Here is a 14,451-nt window from a genome sequence, read left to right on the forward strand (position 1 = left end):
CCCCCTGGCGGACCTGATCCGCGCGCAGCGCCTCGCGGTGGCGCTGGCGGAGTCCCGGGGGTACGACCCGGACCGCCCGCGGAACCTCACGCGGAGCGTGATCCTCAGCTAGCGGGTCCGGGGCGCCGGAGGGGGCGGCTCACCTGGGGGTGATGGCGATGCCCTCCGGGTGGTTGCCGGTGCGCAGGGTCATCCGCACCTTGGTGAGCGCCGGGTCGACCACCGAGACGGTGTCGGAGTCCTCGTTGGTGACCCAGACCCGGCTGCCGCCCGGGCTGACCGCCACGCCCTGCGGTGTCCTGCCCACGGGCACCTGGGAGAGGACGCCGCCGGTCGTGGTGTCGATGACCAGGAGCGTGTCGGCGCCCGAGTCCGCCGCGTACAACCGCCGTCCGTCGGGGCTGAGCCCCAGGCCCAGCGGCGCCTTGCCGACCGGCCAGGTGGCCGTCACCTTGCGGGTGGCGGTGTCGATGGCGGAGATGGTCCCGGCACCGGTGTTGGCGACGTAGACCCTGTCGCCCTTCGGCGTGGCGACGATCCCGCTGGGGAAGTCGCCCACGGGGATCTGGGCCAGGGGCTCATGGCCCTTGGACAGGACGGTGACGTTGTTGCTGCCGCTGTTGGTGACGTAGGCGGTCCCGTCGGGCAGGGCGGCGACGCTGTGCGGGAGCTCCCCGACCGCGGGCGTGGCGACGACTCTGCGGCTGGCCGTGTCGATGACGGAGACGTTGTTGCTGCCCCAGTTCGCCGCGAGCACCCAGCGGCCGTCGCGGCTCGGGAAGGCCGAGAAGGGGTACGAGCCGACCGGGACGGTCGCCACGGCCCTGCGGCTGCCCGTCTCGATGAAGGAGACCGAGTCGGACAGACCGTTCGCCACATACACGTGGGAGCCGTCGGGAGCCGCGCCCACGCCGGTCGGCCCGCTGCCCACCGCCGGGGCGGCGACGGCTCTCTCCAGGCGGACGTCGAAGGCGGAGGCGGTGCCGGAGCCGCTGTTGGCCACGTAGGCGACGATGCGCATCGGGAAGTCCCTGTCCCTGTCCCCGTCGGCCGGCGGGTCGGCGGATGCCGCGGCGGACGTGCAGGCCATGACGGCGAGCACGCACCCGAGCGTCAGACGGAGACGGGAGCGGCGGCTGGCTGCGGAGAACCTGGGCATGGATCCACCTCTGCGGCTGTGGGGGTCCGGGCTCTGCGGCTGTGTGAGTCCGGGACGGAGACGAAGGTGCAAGGCGCATGGTCAAACGCCCGGCATGCCCGATCCACACGGCGGCCGGAGGGTTTCGTTCTTTCGCATGGCGGATCTGTGGCAAATCGGCCATTTCACATACTTGCGGGTGTCATATGACAACAGCGTCCCCGCCGCCCCCCGGCCTGCCGGCCTCCGACCCGCCCTCCAGGTGGACTAGACCTTTCGCAGGGTGACGGGCGAGACTGTCCCCGTGAGACACGTCATCGCCCTCGATGTGGGCGGCACCGGAATGAAGGCCGCCCTGGTGGGGGCGGACGGCACCCTGCTGCACGAGGCGCGCCGCCCGACCGGGCGCGACCGCGGCCCGGACGCCGTGGTGGAGTCCATCCTCGGTTTCGCCGAGGACCTCCGCGCCCACGGCACCGCCCACTTCGGCGAGCCCGCCGCCGCGGCGGGCGTGGCGGTCCCCGGCATCATCGACGCCGACCGGGGCATCGCCGTCTACGCGGCGAACCTCGGCTGGAGCGACGTACCCCTCAGGGACCTCCTCAGCGCCCGCCTGGGAGGCGTCCCCGTGGCGCTCGGCCACGACGTCCGCACGGGTGGCCTCGCGGAGGGGCGCATCGGGGCGGGCAAGGGCGCGGACCGGTTCCTGTTCGTGCCCCTGGGCACCGGCATCGCGGGCGCCATCGGCATCGGCGGCGCCATCGAACCGGGCGCCCACGGCTCGGCCGGCGAGATCGGTCACATCGTCGTGCGCCCCGGCGGCCCGCTCTGCGGCTGCGGTCAGCGCGGCTGCCTGGAGCGCCTGGCCTCCGCCGCCGCGGTCAGCAGGGCCTGGGCCGAGGCCAGCGGCGACCCGGAGGCGGACGCGGCGGACTGCGCGAAGGCCGTGGAGTCCGGTGACCCGAGGGCCCAGGAGGTCTGGCGGAACGCGATCGACGCCCTCGCCGACGGCCTGCTCACCGCCCTCACTCTGCTGGACCCGCACACGCTGATCATCGGTGGCGGTCTCGCCGAGGCGGGGGAAACGTTGTTCACGCCGCTGCGGGCGGCCGTCGCGGCCCGCGTCGTCCAGTTCCAGACGCTGCCGGAGATCGTGCCCGCGGCCCTCGGCGACACCGCCGGGTGCCTGGGCGCGGGCCTCCTCGCCTGGGACCTCCTCGCCGAGGCGGCGGCCCCCACGGCCCCCCGGAAGACAGACCCCAAGACCGACCCCACGGAGGTAGCCACCTGATGGCCACTAGCAAGGTTCTCGCCGGTGCCCAGGTGGTACTGCCCACCGGAACCGTCCCCGACGGCCGCGTGCTCATCGAAGGCACCCGGATCGCCAGGGTCCCCGTCTCCGGGGCCCACGACACCGGAGCCACCGTCACCGACGCCGAGACGGTCGACCTCACCGGCCACTGGGTGGTCCCCGGCTTCGTCGACCTGCACAACCACGGCGGCGGCGGCGCCTCCTTCACCTCCGGCACCGTGGAGGACGTACTCAAGGGCGTCCACACGCACCGCCTGCACGGCACGACCACCCTCGTCGCCTCCACCGTCACCGGCGAGATGGACTTCCTCGCCCAGCGCGCCGGGCTGCTGAGCGAGCTGGCCGAGCAGGGCGACATCGCGGGCATCCACTTCGAGGGCCCCTTCATCTCGCCCTGCCGCAAGGGCGCCCACAGCGAGGCGCTGCTCCGCGACCCCGACCCCGCGGACGTCCGCAAGCTGATCGACGCGGCCCGCGGCCACGCGAAGATGCTCACCCTCGCCACCGAACTGCCCGGCGGCATCGACTCCGTGCGCCTCCTCGCCGAACACGGCGTCATCGCCGCCATCGGCCACACGGACGCGACGTACGAGCAGACGGTGGAGGCCATCGACGCGGGCGCCACCGTCGCCACGCACCTGTTCAACGCGATGCCCGGCCTCGCCCACCGCGCGCCCGGCCCGATCGCCGCCCTCCTGGAGGACGAGCGGGTCACCGTCGAGCTGATCAACGACGGTACGCATCTGCACCCCGCCGCCCTGGAGCTTGCCTTCCACCGCGCGGGCGCGGACCGCGTCGCCTTCATCACCGACGCGATGGACGCGGCGGGCTTTGGCGACGGCAGGTACATGCTCGGCCCGCTGGAGGTCGAGGTGCGGGAGAGCGTGGCGCGGCTCGTCGAGGGCGGCTCGATCGCGGGCTCCACGCTCACCCTGGACCGCGCCTTCAAGCGCTCGGTGACCATCGACGGCCTCTCCGTCGAGGACACCGTCCGCGCCCTGTCCGCCAACCCCGCCAGGCTCCTCGGGATGTACGACACGGTGGGCTCCCTGGAGCCGGGCAAGGACGCGGACCTGGTCGTCCTTGACGCGGACTTCGACGTCAAGGGCGTGCTGCGCAAGGGCGCGTGGGTGGTCGAGCCCTGAGCCGACCGGCCCTCACCCCTGGGCCAACCGCCTTCTCTTTGGCATGATCAGAACCGCCGGGGAGACGGACGGGCCGTCGATACGGGCAAGACGGGCAAGCCCGGCAAGATCGGCAAGCCCGGCAAGATCGGCAAGCCCGGCAAGATCGGCGAGAGAGCACTTCGGGGGTGGTACGCGTGATCCTCACCGTCACGCTGAACGCCGCCCTCGACCTCACCTACCGCGTCACCGCCCTCACCCCGCACACCTCGCACCGCGTCACCGAGGTGACCGAACGCCCCGGCGGCAAGGGCGTGAACGTCGCCCGCGTTCTCGCGGCCCTCGGCCATGAGGTGACCGTCACCGGCTTCGCGGGCGGCGACACGGGCCGCGCCGTGCGCGAGCGGCTGGCGGCCGAGCCGCGCGTCACGGACGCGTTCGCCACCGTCGCGGGCGCCACCCGCCGCACCCTCGCCGTGGTCGACGCGGCCACCGGCGACACCACCCAGCTCAACGAGCCGGGCCCCACCGTCACGCCCGCCGAGTGGGCCGCCTTCCTCGACTCCTACGAGGAGTTGGCGCACCGCGCGGGCACGACGGCGGTCGCGCTCTGCGGCAGCCTGCCGCCCGGGGTGCCCGTGGGCGCGTACGCCCTTCTCATACGTGCCGCGCGCGCCGCCCGCGTGCCGGTCCTGCTCGACACCAGCGGGGAGCCGCTGCGCCGGGGCGTCGCCGCCCGCCCGGACATCGTCAAGCCCAACGCCGACGAACTCGCCGAGCTGACCGGCTCCCACGAGCCCGCGCGGGCCACCCGGGACGCCCGGCGCAGGGGTGCGCACGCCGTGGTCGCCTCGCTGGGCGCCGATGGCCTCCTCGCCCTCACCCCGGACGGGAGCTGGCAGGCGCGGCCCCCGAAGCGCGTGCGCGGCAATCCGACCGGCGCGGGCGACTCGGCGGTGGCGGGGCTGCTCTCCGGGCTCGCCGAGGGCCTGCCGTGGCCGGAGCGGCTGGCCCGCGCGGTGGCCCTGTCGGCGGCGACCGTGGCGGCGCCGGTGGCGGGCGAGTTCGACCCGACGACGTACGACGACCTGTTGGCGCGGGTCGCGGTGACCGAGGCCGTACCCGCCAGCACCTAAGAGCGCAGGCTCTAACGCCCGGCCGAGCCGGATCCGCACCGCACAACGGGGCGCAGCGCCCCGGGAATTGGGGAGCACGTGCCACTCGTCAGCACCGGGGAACTCGTCACGCGGGCGCGCGCGGCGGGCCATGGCGTCGCCGCGTTCAACGTCATCACGCTGGAGCACGCCGAGGCGATCGCGCTGGGCGCCGAGCGCGCCGGGTCCCCGGCGATCCTCCAGATCTCCGAGAACGCGGTGAAGTTCCACGGCGGCAGGCTGGGCCCCGTGGCGGCGGCGACGGCGGCCGTGGCGCGCGCCTCCTCGGCCCCGCTCTCCCTCCACCTGGACCACGTCACGGACGTCGAACTGCTGCGGGCCGCGCATCCGGAGGGCTTCAGCTCCGTCATGTTCGACGCGTCGAAGCTGAGTTACGGCGAGAACGTGAAGGCGACGGCGGAGGCCGTGCGCTGGGGCCACGAGCGGGGCATCTGGGTCGAGGCTGAACTGGGCGAGGTCGGCGGCAAGGAGGGCGAGCCCCCGCTGGACGCGCACGCGCCGGGCGTACGCACCGACCCGGCGGAGGCCGCCGCGTACGTCAGTGACACCGGCGTGGACGCCCTCGCGGTGGCGGTCGGCTCCTCCCACGCGATGACGGAACGCACGGCCACCCTGGACCACGACTTGATCGCCTCCCTGGCGTCGGCCGTCCCCGCCCCCCTGGTCCTGCACGGCTCAAGCGGCGTCCCCGACAACGAGATCCGCCGCGCGATCGCCTCCGGAATGGTGAAGATCAACGTGGGCACGGCCCTCAACTCGGCGTTCACCGGCGAGGTCCGCGCCCATCTCGCGGCGCACGCGAAGGGCGTCGACCCCCGGAAATACCTCGCCCCGGCTCGCGAGGCGATGGCCGGGACGGTGGCGGGCTTCCTGGGGCTGCTGACGTAGTCCCGGGAGCGGTGGAGGGCTAGCCGTGGGTGCCCTCCACGAGCCACATCTGGTCGATGTTCGCCCCGGTCGTCCCGCACAGGTTGCTCTGGTCACAGGTGAGCGTGACGGTGTTGGTGCCCTTGGTGAGCTGGACCACCGCCCAGGTGTTGGTCCAGCCGTTCTCCCAGTCGCCTTCCTTGGCGTGGGCGAAGTTGTCCATGGTCAGCGGCCGGGTCTGCTTCTTGCCGTTGACGAGGATGGTGGCGTTGGAGTCCTTGCCGGGCACGCCGTAGTTCACGCGCAGGCTGTACGAACCGGCCTTCGGGATGCCGTCGACCGTCCACGTGACCTGGGCGCCGACCTTGTCGAAGCCCGCCACGTACACCCCGCCCGCCGCCTTGGCGCCGGGCACCTCGGAGGCGGTCGTCGTGCCGCCCTCCAGCTTCAGGGCCTTCGCGTCCGTCTTGGGCAGCTCGGCCTTCTCGTCGGGCTTCTTCGACGGCTTCTCGCTGGGCTTCACCGTCTCGGCCTGCGTCGGCTTGCCGCCCGCCTCCGGCTCGCCGCCCTTGTCGTCGTCGCGGCCGAAGAGCATGGCGGCGCCGATGCCGATGGCGACGACGGCCACCACCGCGATCGCGGCGATCAGCAGGCCCTTGGTGTTGGGGCCCCGGCCACGGCCTCCGCCCGCCGGTGCGTACTGCGGCGAGGCGACGGGCGCGCCGCCGGGCTGTGCCTCGGGCGCGGTGTAGTGCGGGTTCGGCCGGCCGTAGGGCTGCTGGGCCTGCTGCTGCGGGACCTGCTGGCCGTACTGCTGCGTGGCCTGGGCCTGCCCGTACGAGGGGCGGCGGTCGCCGACCGCTCTCACCTGGTGGTAGGACCGGGGACCCGGGTAGCCGTAGCCGCCGCCACCGCCGGGCGGGGTCGCTCCGGCCGCCTGTCCGTCCTCGTACAGGTAGCCGAACGGATCGTCGTCGCCCTGCGGCGCGCTCGGCGTGTTCTCGCCGTTATTGCCGGGCGTCATTCCCAGGTCACTCCCTCTGATCGCTGACGCGGGGAGCCTACCCGGTCCGAGTGAGCCCAAGAGGTGGCGTTGACCTCATCGAGACCGTCAGCCCGCCCGTCGCTGCTGCTTGGCACGGGAGCGTTTCTCCACGTACATCCGCTGGTCGGCGGAGTGCAGCACTTCGTCGGCCGACATCCCGCAGTGCGCCCAGCCGATGCCGAAACTGGCGCCCACCCGGACCGCCCTGCCGTCCACCCGGATCGGCGGGATGATCGCGTTCCGCAGCCGGACCGCGAGGTCCTGGGCGTCGGCGCGGCCGAGGCCGTCGGCGAGGACGACGAACTCGTCGCCGCCGAGCCGCGCCACCGTGTCCCCGTCCCGTACGCCGCTGGTCAGCCGCCTCGCGACCTCGATGAGGACGGCGTCGCCGGTGTGGTGCCCGAACCTGTCGTTGATCGACTTGAAGCCGTCGAGGTCGCAGAAGAGGACCGCGAGCCCCTTGGTCCCGTCGTCCACCTCCCCCTCCTCGGGGGCGACGGTGTGGACGTGGTGGTCGAAGCCCTCGTCCTGCTGGAGCGAGGCGTTCCCGAAGTCGAAGCCGTGTTCGTAGGCGGCGTCGAGGGAGTCCACCGCGCTGGGTCTGCCCGCGTGCGGTCTGCGGCACAGGCGCGCGCTGAGCCGGGAGCGCAGCTCGGCGGAGTTCGGCAGTCCGGTCAGGGAGTCGTGCGAGGCGCGGTGGGCGAGCTGCAGCTCGCGGCGCTTGCGCTCCTCGATGTCCTCGACGTGCGTGAGCAGGAAGCGGGGCCCGTCGGCGGCGTCGGCGACCACGGAATTGCGCAGCGACACCCATACGTACGTCCCGTCGCGCCGCGCGAGCCGCAGCTCGGCCCGGCCGCCCTCGGCGGATGTGCGCAGGAGCGTGCCGATGTCCTCGGGGTGGACGAGGTCGGAGAAGGAGTAGCGCCGCATGGCGGAGGCGGGGCGGCCGAGCAGGCGGCACAGCGCGTCGTTCGTCCGCAGGATCCGGCCGTGCTGGTCGCCGCCCATCTCGGCGATGGCCATGCCGGAGGGCGCGTACTCGAACGCCTGCCGGAAGGACTCCTCGCTGGCCCGCAGCGCCTGCTGCTCGCGCTCCAGGCGGACCAGGGCGCGCTGCATGTTGGCGCGCAGCCGGGCGTTGCTGATCGCGATGGCGGCCTGGAAGGCGTACATCTGGAGGGCCTCGCGGCCCCAGGCGCCGGGCCTGCGGCCGTTGCGGGGCCGGTCCACGGAGATCACGCCGAGCAGTTCGCCGCCGGCGGCCCCGGTCGCGTACATCGGGGCGAAGAGGCGGTCGGCGGGGTGCCACTCGTCCTCGAAGCGGGGGGCGGGCCCTTCGGTGTACCACTGCGGGACGTCGTCGTCGTCGAGGACCCAGCCCTCGGTGTACGAGATGAAGCGCAGGGCGCCCCACGCCTCACCCATGGCCAGGCGCCGCTCCCAGGCGTCGCGGGAGCCGACGCGGCCGGTGATGAGCGCCTCGGCCGAGGAGTTGCCCGCGAAGGCGGCGACGACGAGGTCGCCGTCCGGGCGCACGAGATTGACGCACGCCAGCTCATAGCCAAGGCCGTTGACGACGCCGTCCGCGACGGTCTGCAGCGTGTCCGCCAGGCTCCGGGCCGTGTTCAGCTCCGCCACCACCTGGTGCAGCTGCCGCAGGGTCGCAAGACGGACGTACGGCTCCGACTCGGTCTCCATGCTTCGTTCTCCCCGAGACCTCGACAGCAACTCCAGGATGCGCAGCGCCCGCAGTGTTTCAGTGCCTCCGGCACTGGTACTTCTGTGCCCTTGTGCCCTCAGTGTCTTATTGCCACCGTCACTGAATCACAGCGAGCTGCCCACTCGGTACACAGGGTCAACAAAATATGGGTCCTGTGACTCAAGTCACAGGTGGGGCGCCGCCGTTGGTCCAGTCCCTTGGCCTAGTCCACCGCATTCCGGGGCACCGCGTGCCACCTTGCGGAGTTCTTTGCCAAGAGCGCGGCCGGACTCCTTGCCCCTGGCTCCCTCGGGCGCCGGTCCTAGGACCGGTCTCGGCCCAGGGCCCGATGTGGCGGCGGGGGCGCGCGGGCTAGCGTCGGCACCGTGGCTCACGTACTGAAGACTCTCCCGGCCCCGCCTTCCCCCCGGCCGCCCTCCTCGGATGGGCATCCTGATGGGGTGAGCAACGACGAGTTCCGCGCGGCGATGTCCCGTCTGGCGGCGGGCGTGGTCCTGGTGACGGCGCGCGAGCCGGGCCTGGACCCGGACGACGCGAACGCTCCGGCGGGCGAGGACGTGGGCATGACGGCCACGGCCTTCCTCTCCGTCTCCCTCGACCCGCCCCTGGTGATGGTGAGCCTGCGCGAGGGCTCCCGGATGGACGACCTGCTCGCCGAGCAGCCGATGTGGGCGGTGTCGGTGCTCTCCGAGAGCCAGCGGCACATCGCGGGCCGCTTCGCGATGAAGGGCCGGATCAGCGACCGCCTGCTCTTCGAGGACATCCCGTACGCCCGGGGCGCGGCGTCCGGTGCCCCGCTGATCGGCGGGGCGCTGTCGACGCTGGAGTGCCGGACCGAGCAGACGGTGACGGCGGGCGACCACACGCTGGTGATCGGCCGCGTACTGACTGCGTCGCTCCCCAGCGCTGAGGGCGGGCCCCTGCTGTACTTCCGGGGCCGCTACCGCCAGCTGGGCTAGTGCCCCGAAGGGGCGCGGGGAACTGCGCGGGCAACCACGGCAAAGCCGCAGACGCCTGTGATCAGCAACGCGGCAGACGCGACCGCGGCCTTTCGTGGGCTGAGCGCGCAGTTCCCCGCGCCCCTGACGGGGCGCTTTAGGCCCAGCCCTGCCCCGAGCGCCCCCGCTTGGTCTCGCTCCGCTGCTTCTTGTTCCGCAGGCGCCGCTCATTGATCCCGCGAGGAACCTTCGTCGCCCGCCGCGGCTTCGGCGGCGGAGCGGTCGCCTCCGCGAGCAGGGCGGCGAGCCGGGTCGCCGCCATCTCCCGGTTGCGCCACTGCGAGCGGTGCTCACTGGCTCGTACGCTGATGACGCCGTCGACGAGCCGGGACCCGAGCCGCTCGAGGGCCCGCCGCTTCCACACCTCGGGCAGCGCCTCCGTGGCCGCGAGGTCGAACCGCAGCTCGACCTGGGAGTCACTGGTGTTGACGTGCTGCCCGCCCGGCCCGGACGACCTGGAGAAACGCCACATCAGCTCCGCCTCGGGCAGGGAGACGGAACCGCGGATGAGATAGGGACCGGACATGCCCCCATGGTCCCGCGCCTGTCGGGCTCACGTCACGCCGTTTTCCCGCGGCAGAGCGCGGTGAAGCGCGGTAAAGAAAGTAAAGCCATGCGGAACCTTCGGGACCTGGGTCGGCGTTGGTACGAGTGAAGGTAGCTTCGTCCCCAGTACGAAGCCCGTACGCACTGGCTCACACGCGGTGCGTCGTAAACGAGGGAAGGGACTCCCAACAATGGCAGTAAGCCTGTCCAAGGGTGGCAACGTCTCGCTTACCAAGGAGGCTCCGGGCCTGACCGCCGTCACCGTGGGGCTCGGCTGGGACGTCCGCACCACCACCGGCACCGACTTCGACCTGGACGCCTCCGCCATCGCGGTGAACACCCAGGGCAAGGTCTTCTCGGACCAGCACTTCGTCTTCTTCAACAACAAGGCGACGCCGGACCAGACCATCGTCCACACCGGTGACAACGTCACGGGCCAGGGCGAAGGCGACGACGAGCAGATCAACGTCAACCTCGAAGGCCTGCCGGCCGACATCGAGAAGATCGTCTTCCCGGTCTCGATCTACGACGCCGAGAACCGCTCGCAGAACTTCGGCCAGGTGCGGAACGCGTTCATCCGCATCATCAACCAGGCCGGTGGCACGGAGCTCGCCCGCTACGACCTCTCCGAGGACGCCGCCACCGAGACCGCCATGGTCTTCGGCGAGCTGTACCGCAACGGCGCGGAGTGGAAGTTCCGCGCGGTCGGCCAGGGCTACGCCTCGGGCCTGGTCGGCATCGCCCAGGACTTCGGCGTGAACGTCTGATCCGACGTCACCAGCTGACGCTGATTTCCCAGAGGGCCCCGGCAACCGTGCCGGGGCCCTCTGGCGTATGCGGACACACAGGCCCACTAGTATGGATCCCGTAATAGTCCGTGGACCTGAAAAGTGGCCCGAACCGGGAGGCAGTCGTGGCCGACGCTCACGTCGCGTGGACCCGTGCCGCGCTGGCCCTGTGTCTCCTCGGCATCCTCGACGGTGAGGAGAAGAGTTACGGCTACGCCCTGCTCGGCCGCCTCGCCGACGCGGGGCTCGAAGGGGTCAAGGCCGCGACGCTCTACCCCGCCCTCGCGCGCCTCGAAGAGGAGAGCGCCGTCGAGATCGAGTGGGGTGCGGGAGAGGGCGGTCCCGGGCGGAAGTACTACCGGATCACCGAGGAGGGGCGGGCGAGGCTGCGGCGTGACCAGGCCGCGTGGGGTGACTTCACCCGGACCGTCGCCTCGCTCCTCGGCAAGGGCAAGGGGGACGACAGTGGGGAACACACCCGGGACGCCCATGACGCAGGGGGCTGACCTCGTCTGGGCGCGCGAGGAGGACCAGGAGTGGGCCGACACCGTCCACGTACGGCTCGTGCTCGACCACGACGCGCCCGCCGGCCTCGCCGACGATGTGCTCGCCGAGGCCCACCAGATCGTGCGCGAGGCGGGGCTGCCCGCCCCGGAGGTCCTCGGCGAGCCCGAGGCGTACGCGCGTACCGTCGCCGCCGAGCGCATCAGTGAGGAGGACCGGGCCAAGGTCGACTCGCACGGCCTGACACCCGGTGAGCGCGTCTGCGCCTCCCTCGGGACGCTCGGGTTCATCGGGTTCTGCCTGTGCGTCATGCACTGGTTCGAGGACGGGTTGTGGGTGAGGGGCAGCTGGGCCTCGGTCGCGGGATACGCCACGGTCGTGGCCGTCGCCTCGCTCGGCACCCTCGCCTTCGTCGCGCGCGCCGCCGGACGGATCCGGGGCATGTGGGGCTTCTTCACGGGGGCCGCCTGCGCGTTCGCGGGCGGGGTCGCCGTCGCCACCACCGCCCCCGGGGAGCGGTTGTTCGAGGTGCCCGTACCGGTGCTGATGGCGGGCTGCGCCGCGTGGACCGTCGCGGCCTACGCGTTCCCGGACGCCACCCTCGACCGCTGGTTCGCACCGCGCCCGCACGCCGACGACGAGCAGTGGCTCGCCCGGCTCGAAGGGCTGCTGCGGGGGCGGCACGCCATGCCGGCCGCCGAGGCGCGCGGCCATGTGCGCGAGGCCCGGCAGCATCTCTTCGGAACGGACCGCGAGCGCGCCGAGGACACCTTCGGCGACGTCGAGGTGTACGCCATGCGGCTCGCCGAAGGACCCCGCAAGCGGCAGCGGATCGCCCGCCACAAGCTGTACCGCGCGGCGGCGGCCGCCGTGGCATTCACCGTCCTCGCCGTCGACGAGATCCTCGAAGCGGGCCACTTCTCGGGCTGGGTCGCCTGCTACGTGGGCGCGGCCGGCGCCTGGATCTGGACCCTGATCGCCGAGTGGCGCGACATCCGCAAGGCCGGCGGGGCCGACAAGGCCGGTTAGCGCGGGGTGCCGGGAGCCCACCACACGCGAGGTTCGGCGGCCCGCCAGAGCCGACTGGGCCGGTTGGCGCGAAGTTCGGCGGCCCACCGGAGCCGACCGCGCCGGTTAGCCTGCCCCGCATGATCCTCGAACCGCTCGTCGCCGTCGACGGCGCGCTGCCCGGTCATCTGCTCACCGAGGTGACCGCGCTGTACGCGGCGAACCGTGACTTCTCCGTGCTCAGCGGGGACTTCCCCGACCCGGACGACATCCGCGTCGAGCAGGTCGCCAAGGCCCTCGCGGACGAGCTGGCGCACCCCGACGCGGAGGTCCTGCTCGCCCGCTCCGAGGGGCGGCTCGTCGCGGTCGCCGTCACCCTGGCCCGCCATCCCGACCCCACCGACCCCGACCCGTGGATCGGTCTGCTCATCGTCGCCGCCGAGCTGCACCGCACCGGTGTCGGGCGGCAGGTGGCGGCCCTGGTCGAGGAGCGGTTCCGGCAGGCGGGGCGGGAGGCGGTGCGCCTCGCGGTCCTGGAGAACAATCCGGGGGCGCTGCGGTTCTGGACCGCGCTCGGCTATCTGGTCATCGGCCACCGCGAGGACCGGGCCCGGCACCGGCCGTGCGCGGTGCTGCGCAAGGCGCTCTAGCGGGGCCGTTCAGGGGTTTTCCGGCTTGCCGTCCCCGTAGAGCCAGTCGCCCCAGATCCCGCGTACCTTCTCGCGCGCCTCGTCGCCGCCCGCGTGCTCCTCGACGTACTCGGTGAAGTCCCTGGTGTCCGCGTTCCTGTGCCGGTACTTCTTCGCCCAGCCCTGCACGATGTCGTAGAACGTGTCGTCGCCGACGGCCCGGCGGATCTTGTGGATGACCATCGCGCCGCGCTCGTAGACCGGGGCCTCCGAGATGTGCGCGGCGTCGGTGGGCTTGGCGGGCGGGAAGGCCCAGATCGCCTCGTTGTCCGCCTTGTCGGCGTAGAGGTCGCCCTCGTACAGCGCGTCGAACGTCTCCTGCGCGCTGTCGCCGCCGTTGTCCTCGGCGTACAGCCACTCCGCGTACGTGGCGAAGCCCTCGTTGAGCCACATGTCCCGCCAGGACTTGGGCGTGACGGAGTCGCCGAACCACTGGTGGGCCAGCTCGTGGACGAGGAGCGAGGTCTCGGGGGCGCCCGGGAAGACCGGCCGGGTCTGCGTCTCCAGCGCGTACCCCGCGTCCTCGGGGCGGTCGACGATCGCGCCGGCCGAGGAGAAGGGGTAGGGGCCGAAGTTGTACTCCGCCCACTCCAGGACGTCGGGGAGCTTCCCGAGGACCTTCTTGCTCGCCTTCGCCTGGGAGGGGTCGACGGCCGTGATGACCGGAAGCCCCGATTCCGTCGTCGAGGACTCCATCTCGTACTTCCCGATGGCGACGGTCGCCAGATAGCTCGCCATGGGTTCGGCGTTGTGCCAGGCGAAGGTGGTGCGGCCGTTCTTCGTCGACTCGCGCGTCAACTCGCCGTTGGAGACGGCCTTCAGGCCCTTGGGGACGGTGACCTCTATGTCGTACGAGGCCTTGTCGCTCGGGTGGTGGTTGCCGGGGAACCACGCCATGGAACCGGTCGGCTGGCCGAGCGCGAGCGCGCCGTCCGCCGTCTTGAGCCAGCCCTCCTCGGAGTCGTCCGCGTCGGTGATGGTCTCCGGGGAGCCGGAGTAGCGGACGCTCGCCACGAAGGTCTCGCCGCGGTCGAGTTCGTCGGCCGGGCGGACCCTCAGCTCGTGGCCCGCGCGCTGGAAGCGGGCCGCCTTGCCCTCGACGGTGATCGCCGAGACGTCGAGGCCCTTGAGGTCGAGGTTGAAGGAGCTGAGGTTCTTGGCGGCGCGGGCGGTGATCTCGGCGGTGCCGGTGAGGTGGCCGTCGCCGGGGTCGTAGCCGAGGGTCAGGCCGTAGTGCGTGACGTCGTAGCCGCCGTTGCCCAGCTTGGGGAAGTACGGGTCGCGCACGCCGTCCGAGCCCGGGGTGCCGTCGACTCCCTCGCCGCCGCACCCGCTGACGGTGAGGGCGAGGGCGGCGGTGGTGAGCAGGGCGAGGGTACGGGGGGCTCGGGTGACGGTGGCGGCCGGGGCGCCGGTGGCGGGTCGGGTGACGGTGGCGGCTCGGGCGGCCGGAGATCGCAGGTCCACGCGGGTGATCTTATGCGGCAATTGTTCGGGCTTGGGGTGCCGGAGCCGTGGCGGGCGGCCTGTCACGGCA

The 14,451-nt window shown here is 72.5% G+C and carries 14 protein-coding genes and 1 pseudogene; 10 read left to right on the plus strand and 5 right to left on the minus strand.

The window, feature by feature from the left end:
* Positions 1 to 112, plus strand: a pseudogene (locus tag GKQ77_RS33355) (sugar isomerase); the annotation flags it as partial.
* A 27-nt stretch (positions 113 to 139) separates the two neighbouring features.
* Here the strand turns inward: GKQ77_RS33355 and GKQ77_RS14980 are convergent.
* Positions 140 to 1,159, minus strand: coding sequence for a YVTN family beta-propeller repeat protein (locus tag GKQ77_RS14980; RefSeq protein WP_219689259.1), 1,020 nt, complete (start codon positions 1,157 to 1,159; stop codon positions 140 to 142).
* Between the two features lie 283 nt (positions 1,160 to 1,442).
* On the opposite strand from GKQ77_RS14980, the gene GKQ77_RS14985 reads away from it, so the two are divergent.
* From GKQ77_RS14985 to GKQ77_RS15000, 4 genes are all read left to right on the plus strand, one after another.
* Positions 1,443 to 2,429, plus strand: a complete 987-nt coding sequence (locus GKQ77_RS14985; protein ID WP_219689260.1) for an ROK family protein — start codon at positions 1,443 to 1,445, stop codon at positions 2,427 to 2,429.
* On the plus strand, positions 2,429 to 3,595 hold the full coding sequence (nagA, locus tag GKQ77_RS14990; RefSeq protein ID WP_219689261.1) for an N-acetylglucosamine-6-phosphate deacetylase: 1,167 nt from the start codon (positions 2,429 to 2,431) through the stop codon (positions 3,593 to 3,595). The genes GKQ77_RS14985 and nagA overlap by 1 nt, the downstream gene beginning before the upstream one ends.
* A 176-nt stretch (positions 3,596 to 3,771) precedes the next feature.
* Positions 3,772 to 4,710, plus strand: a complete 939-nt coding sequence (locus GKQ77_RS14995; protein WP_219689262.1) for a 1-phosphofructokinase family hexose kinase — start codon at positions 3,772 to 3,774, stop codon at positions 4,708 to 4,710.
* 78 nt (positions 4,711 to 4,788) lie between these two features.
* The gene (locus GKQ77_RS15000) at positions 4,789 to 5,637 is read left to right on the plus strand and encodes a class II fructose-bisphosphate aldolase (protein ID WP_219689263.1); all 849 of its coding nucleotides are present in this window, start codon (positions 4,789 to 4,791) and stop codon (positions 5,635 to 5,637) included.
* 19 nt (positions 5,638 to 5,656) lie between these two features.
* Here the strand turns inward: GKQ77_RS15000 and GKQ77_RS15005 are convergent, their stop codons facing one another.
* Both GKQ77_RS15005 and cdgB read right to left on the minus strand, forming a co-directional pair.
* Entirely contained in the window at positions 5,657 to 6,640 is a 984-nt protein-coding gene (locus GKQ77_RS15005; RefSeq protein WP_219689264.1) for a carbohydrate-binding protein, read from the minus strand.
* 87 nt (positions 6,641 to 6,727) lie between these two features.
* Positions 6,728 to 8,359 (minus strand): diguanylate cyclase CdgB, encoded by a 1,632-nt coding sequence (gene cdgB / locus GKQ77_RS15010; RefSeq protein WP_219689265.1) that lies wholly within the window; start codon positions 8,357 to 8,359, stop codon positions 6,728 to 6,730.
* Positions 8,360 to 8,848: 489 nt separating this feature from the next.
* On the opposite strand from cdgB, the gene GKQ77_RS15015 reads away from it, so the two are divergent.
* Positions 8,849 to 9,340: a flavin reductase family protein gene (locus tag GKQ77_RS15015; protein ID WP_219689271.1), complete on the plus strand. Its 492-nt coding sequence runs from the start codon at positions 8,849 to 8,851 to the stop codon at positions 9,338 to 9,340.
* A 136-nt stretch (positions 9,341 to 9,476) separates the two neighbouring features.
* On the opposite strand, the gene arfB is transcribed toward GKQ77_RS15015, so the two are convergent.
* Positions 9,477 to 9,905 carry an alternative ribosome rescue aminoacyl-tRNA hydrolase ArfB gene (gene arfB / locus GKQ77_RS15020; protein WP_219689266.1) on the minus strand — a complete coding sequence of 143 codons (429 nt, stop codon included), beginning with the start codon at positions 9,903 to 9,905 and terminating at the stop codon, positions 9,477 to 9,479.
* 211 nt (positions 9,906 to 10,116) lie between these two features.
* On the opposite strand from arfB, the gene GKQ77_RS15025 reads away from it, so the two are divergent.
* From GKQ77_RS15025 to GKQ77_RS15040, 4 genes are all read left to right on the plus strand, one after another.
* Entirely contained in the window at positions 10,117 to 10,692 is a 576-nt protein-coding gene (locus tag GKQ77_RS15025; RefSeq protein ID WP_219689267.1) for a TerD family protein, read from the plus strand.
* A 146-nt stretch (positions 10,693 to 10,838) separates the two neighbouring features.
* Positions 10,839 to 11,219, plus strand: a complete 381-nt coding sequence (locus GKQ77_RS15030) for a PadR family transcriptional regulator (protein ID WP_219689268.1) — start codon at positions 10,839 to 10,841, stop codon at positions 11,217 to 11,219.
* Positions 11,203 to 12,246, plus strand: a complete 1,044-nt coding sequence (locus GKQ77_RS15035; protein WP_219689269.1) for a hypothetical protein — start codon at positions 11,203 to 11,205, stop codon at positions 12,244 to 12,246. The genes GKQ77_RS15030 and GKQ77_RS15035 overlap by 17 nt, the downstream gene beginning before the upstream one ends.
* A 119-nt stretch (positions 12,247 to 12,365) precedes the next feature.
* Positions 12,366 to 12,875 carry a GNAT family N-acetyltransferase gene (locus GKQ77_RS15040; RefSeq protein WP_219689270.1) on the plus strand — a complete coding sequence of 170 codons (510 nt, stop codon included), beginning with the start codon at positions 12,366 to 12,368 and terminating at the stop codon, positions 12,873 to 12,875.
* Positions 12,876 to 12,884: 9 nt separating this feature from the next.
* On the opposite strand, the gene GKQ77_RS15045 is transcribed toward GKQ77_RS15040, so the two are convergent.
* A complete protein-coding gene (locus GKQ77_RS15045; protein ID WP_258021363.1) occupies positions 12,885 to 14,282 on the minus strand; it encodes a M1 family metallopeptidase in 1,398 nt (465 codons plus the stop codon).
* Positions 14,283 to 14,451 lie beyond the last annotated feature (169 nt).

It is taken from the genome of Streptomyces anatolicus (assembly GCF_019400875.1).
GTDB lineage: Bacteria > Actinomycetota > Actinomycetes > Streptomycetales > Streptomycetaceae > Streptomyces > Streptomyces anatolicus.

What these genes read in the sequence shown, in the direction of transcription:
- GKQ77_RS14980 (WP_219689259.1), bottom strand. Translation starts at nt 1,159, where the DNA reads ATGCCCAGGTTCTCCGCAGCCAGCCGCCGCTCCCGTCTCCGTCTGACG.
- arfB (WP_219689266.1), bottom strand. Translation starts at nt 9,905, where the DNA reads ATGTCCGGTCCCTATCTCATCCGCGGTTCCGTCTCCCTGCCCGAGGCG.
- GKQ77_RS15040 (WP_219689270.1), top strand. Translation starts at nt 12,366, where the DNA reads ATGATCCTCGAACCGCTCGTCGCCGTCGACGGCGCGCTGCCCGGTCAT.
- GKQ77_RS15025 (WP_219689267.1), top strand. Translation starts at nt 10,117, where the DNA reads ATGGCAGTAAGCCTGTCCAAGGGTGGCAACGTCTCGCTTACCAAGGAG.
- cdgB (WP_219689265.1), bottom strand. Translation starts at nt 8,359, where the DNA reads ATGGAGACCGAGTCGGAGCCGTACGTCCGTCTTGCGACCCTGCGGCAG.
- GKQ77_RS15035 (WP_219689269.1), top strand. Translation starts at nt 11,203, where the DNA reads ATGACGCAGGGGGCTGACCTCGTCTGGGCGCGCGAGGAGGACCAGGAG.
- GKQ77_RS15005 (WP_219689264.1), bottom strand. Translation starts at nt 6,640, where the DNA reads ATGACGCCCGGCAATAACGGCGAGAACACGCCGAGCGCGCCGCAGGGC.
- nagA (WP_219689261.1), top strand. Translation starts at nt 2,429, where the DNA reads ATGGCCACTAGCAAGGTTCTCGCCGGTGCCCAGGTGGTACTGCCCACC.
- GKQ77_RS15015 (WP_219689271.1), top strand. Translation starts at nt 8,849, where the DNA reads ATGTCCCGTCTGGCGGCGGGCGTGGTCCTGGTGACGGCGCGCGAGCCG.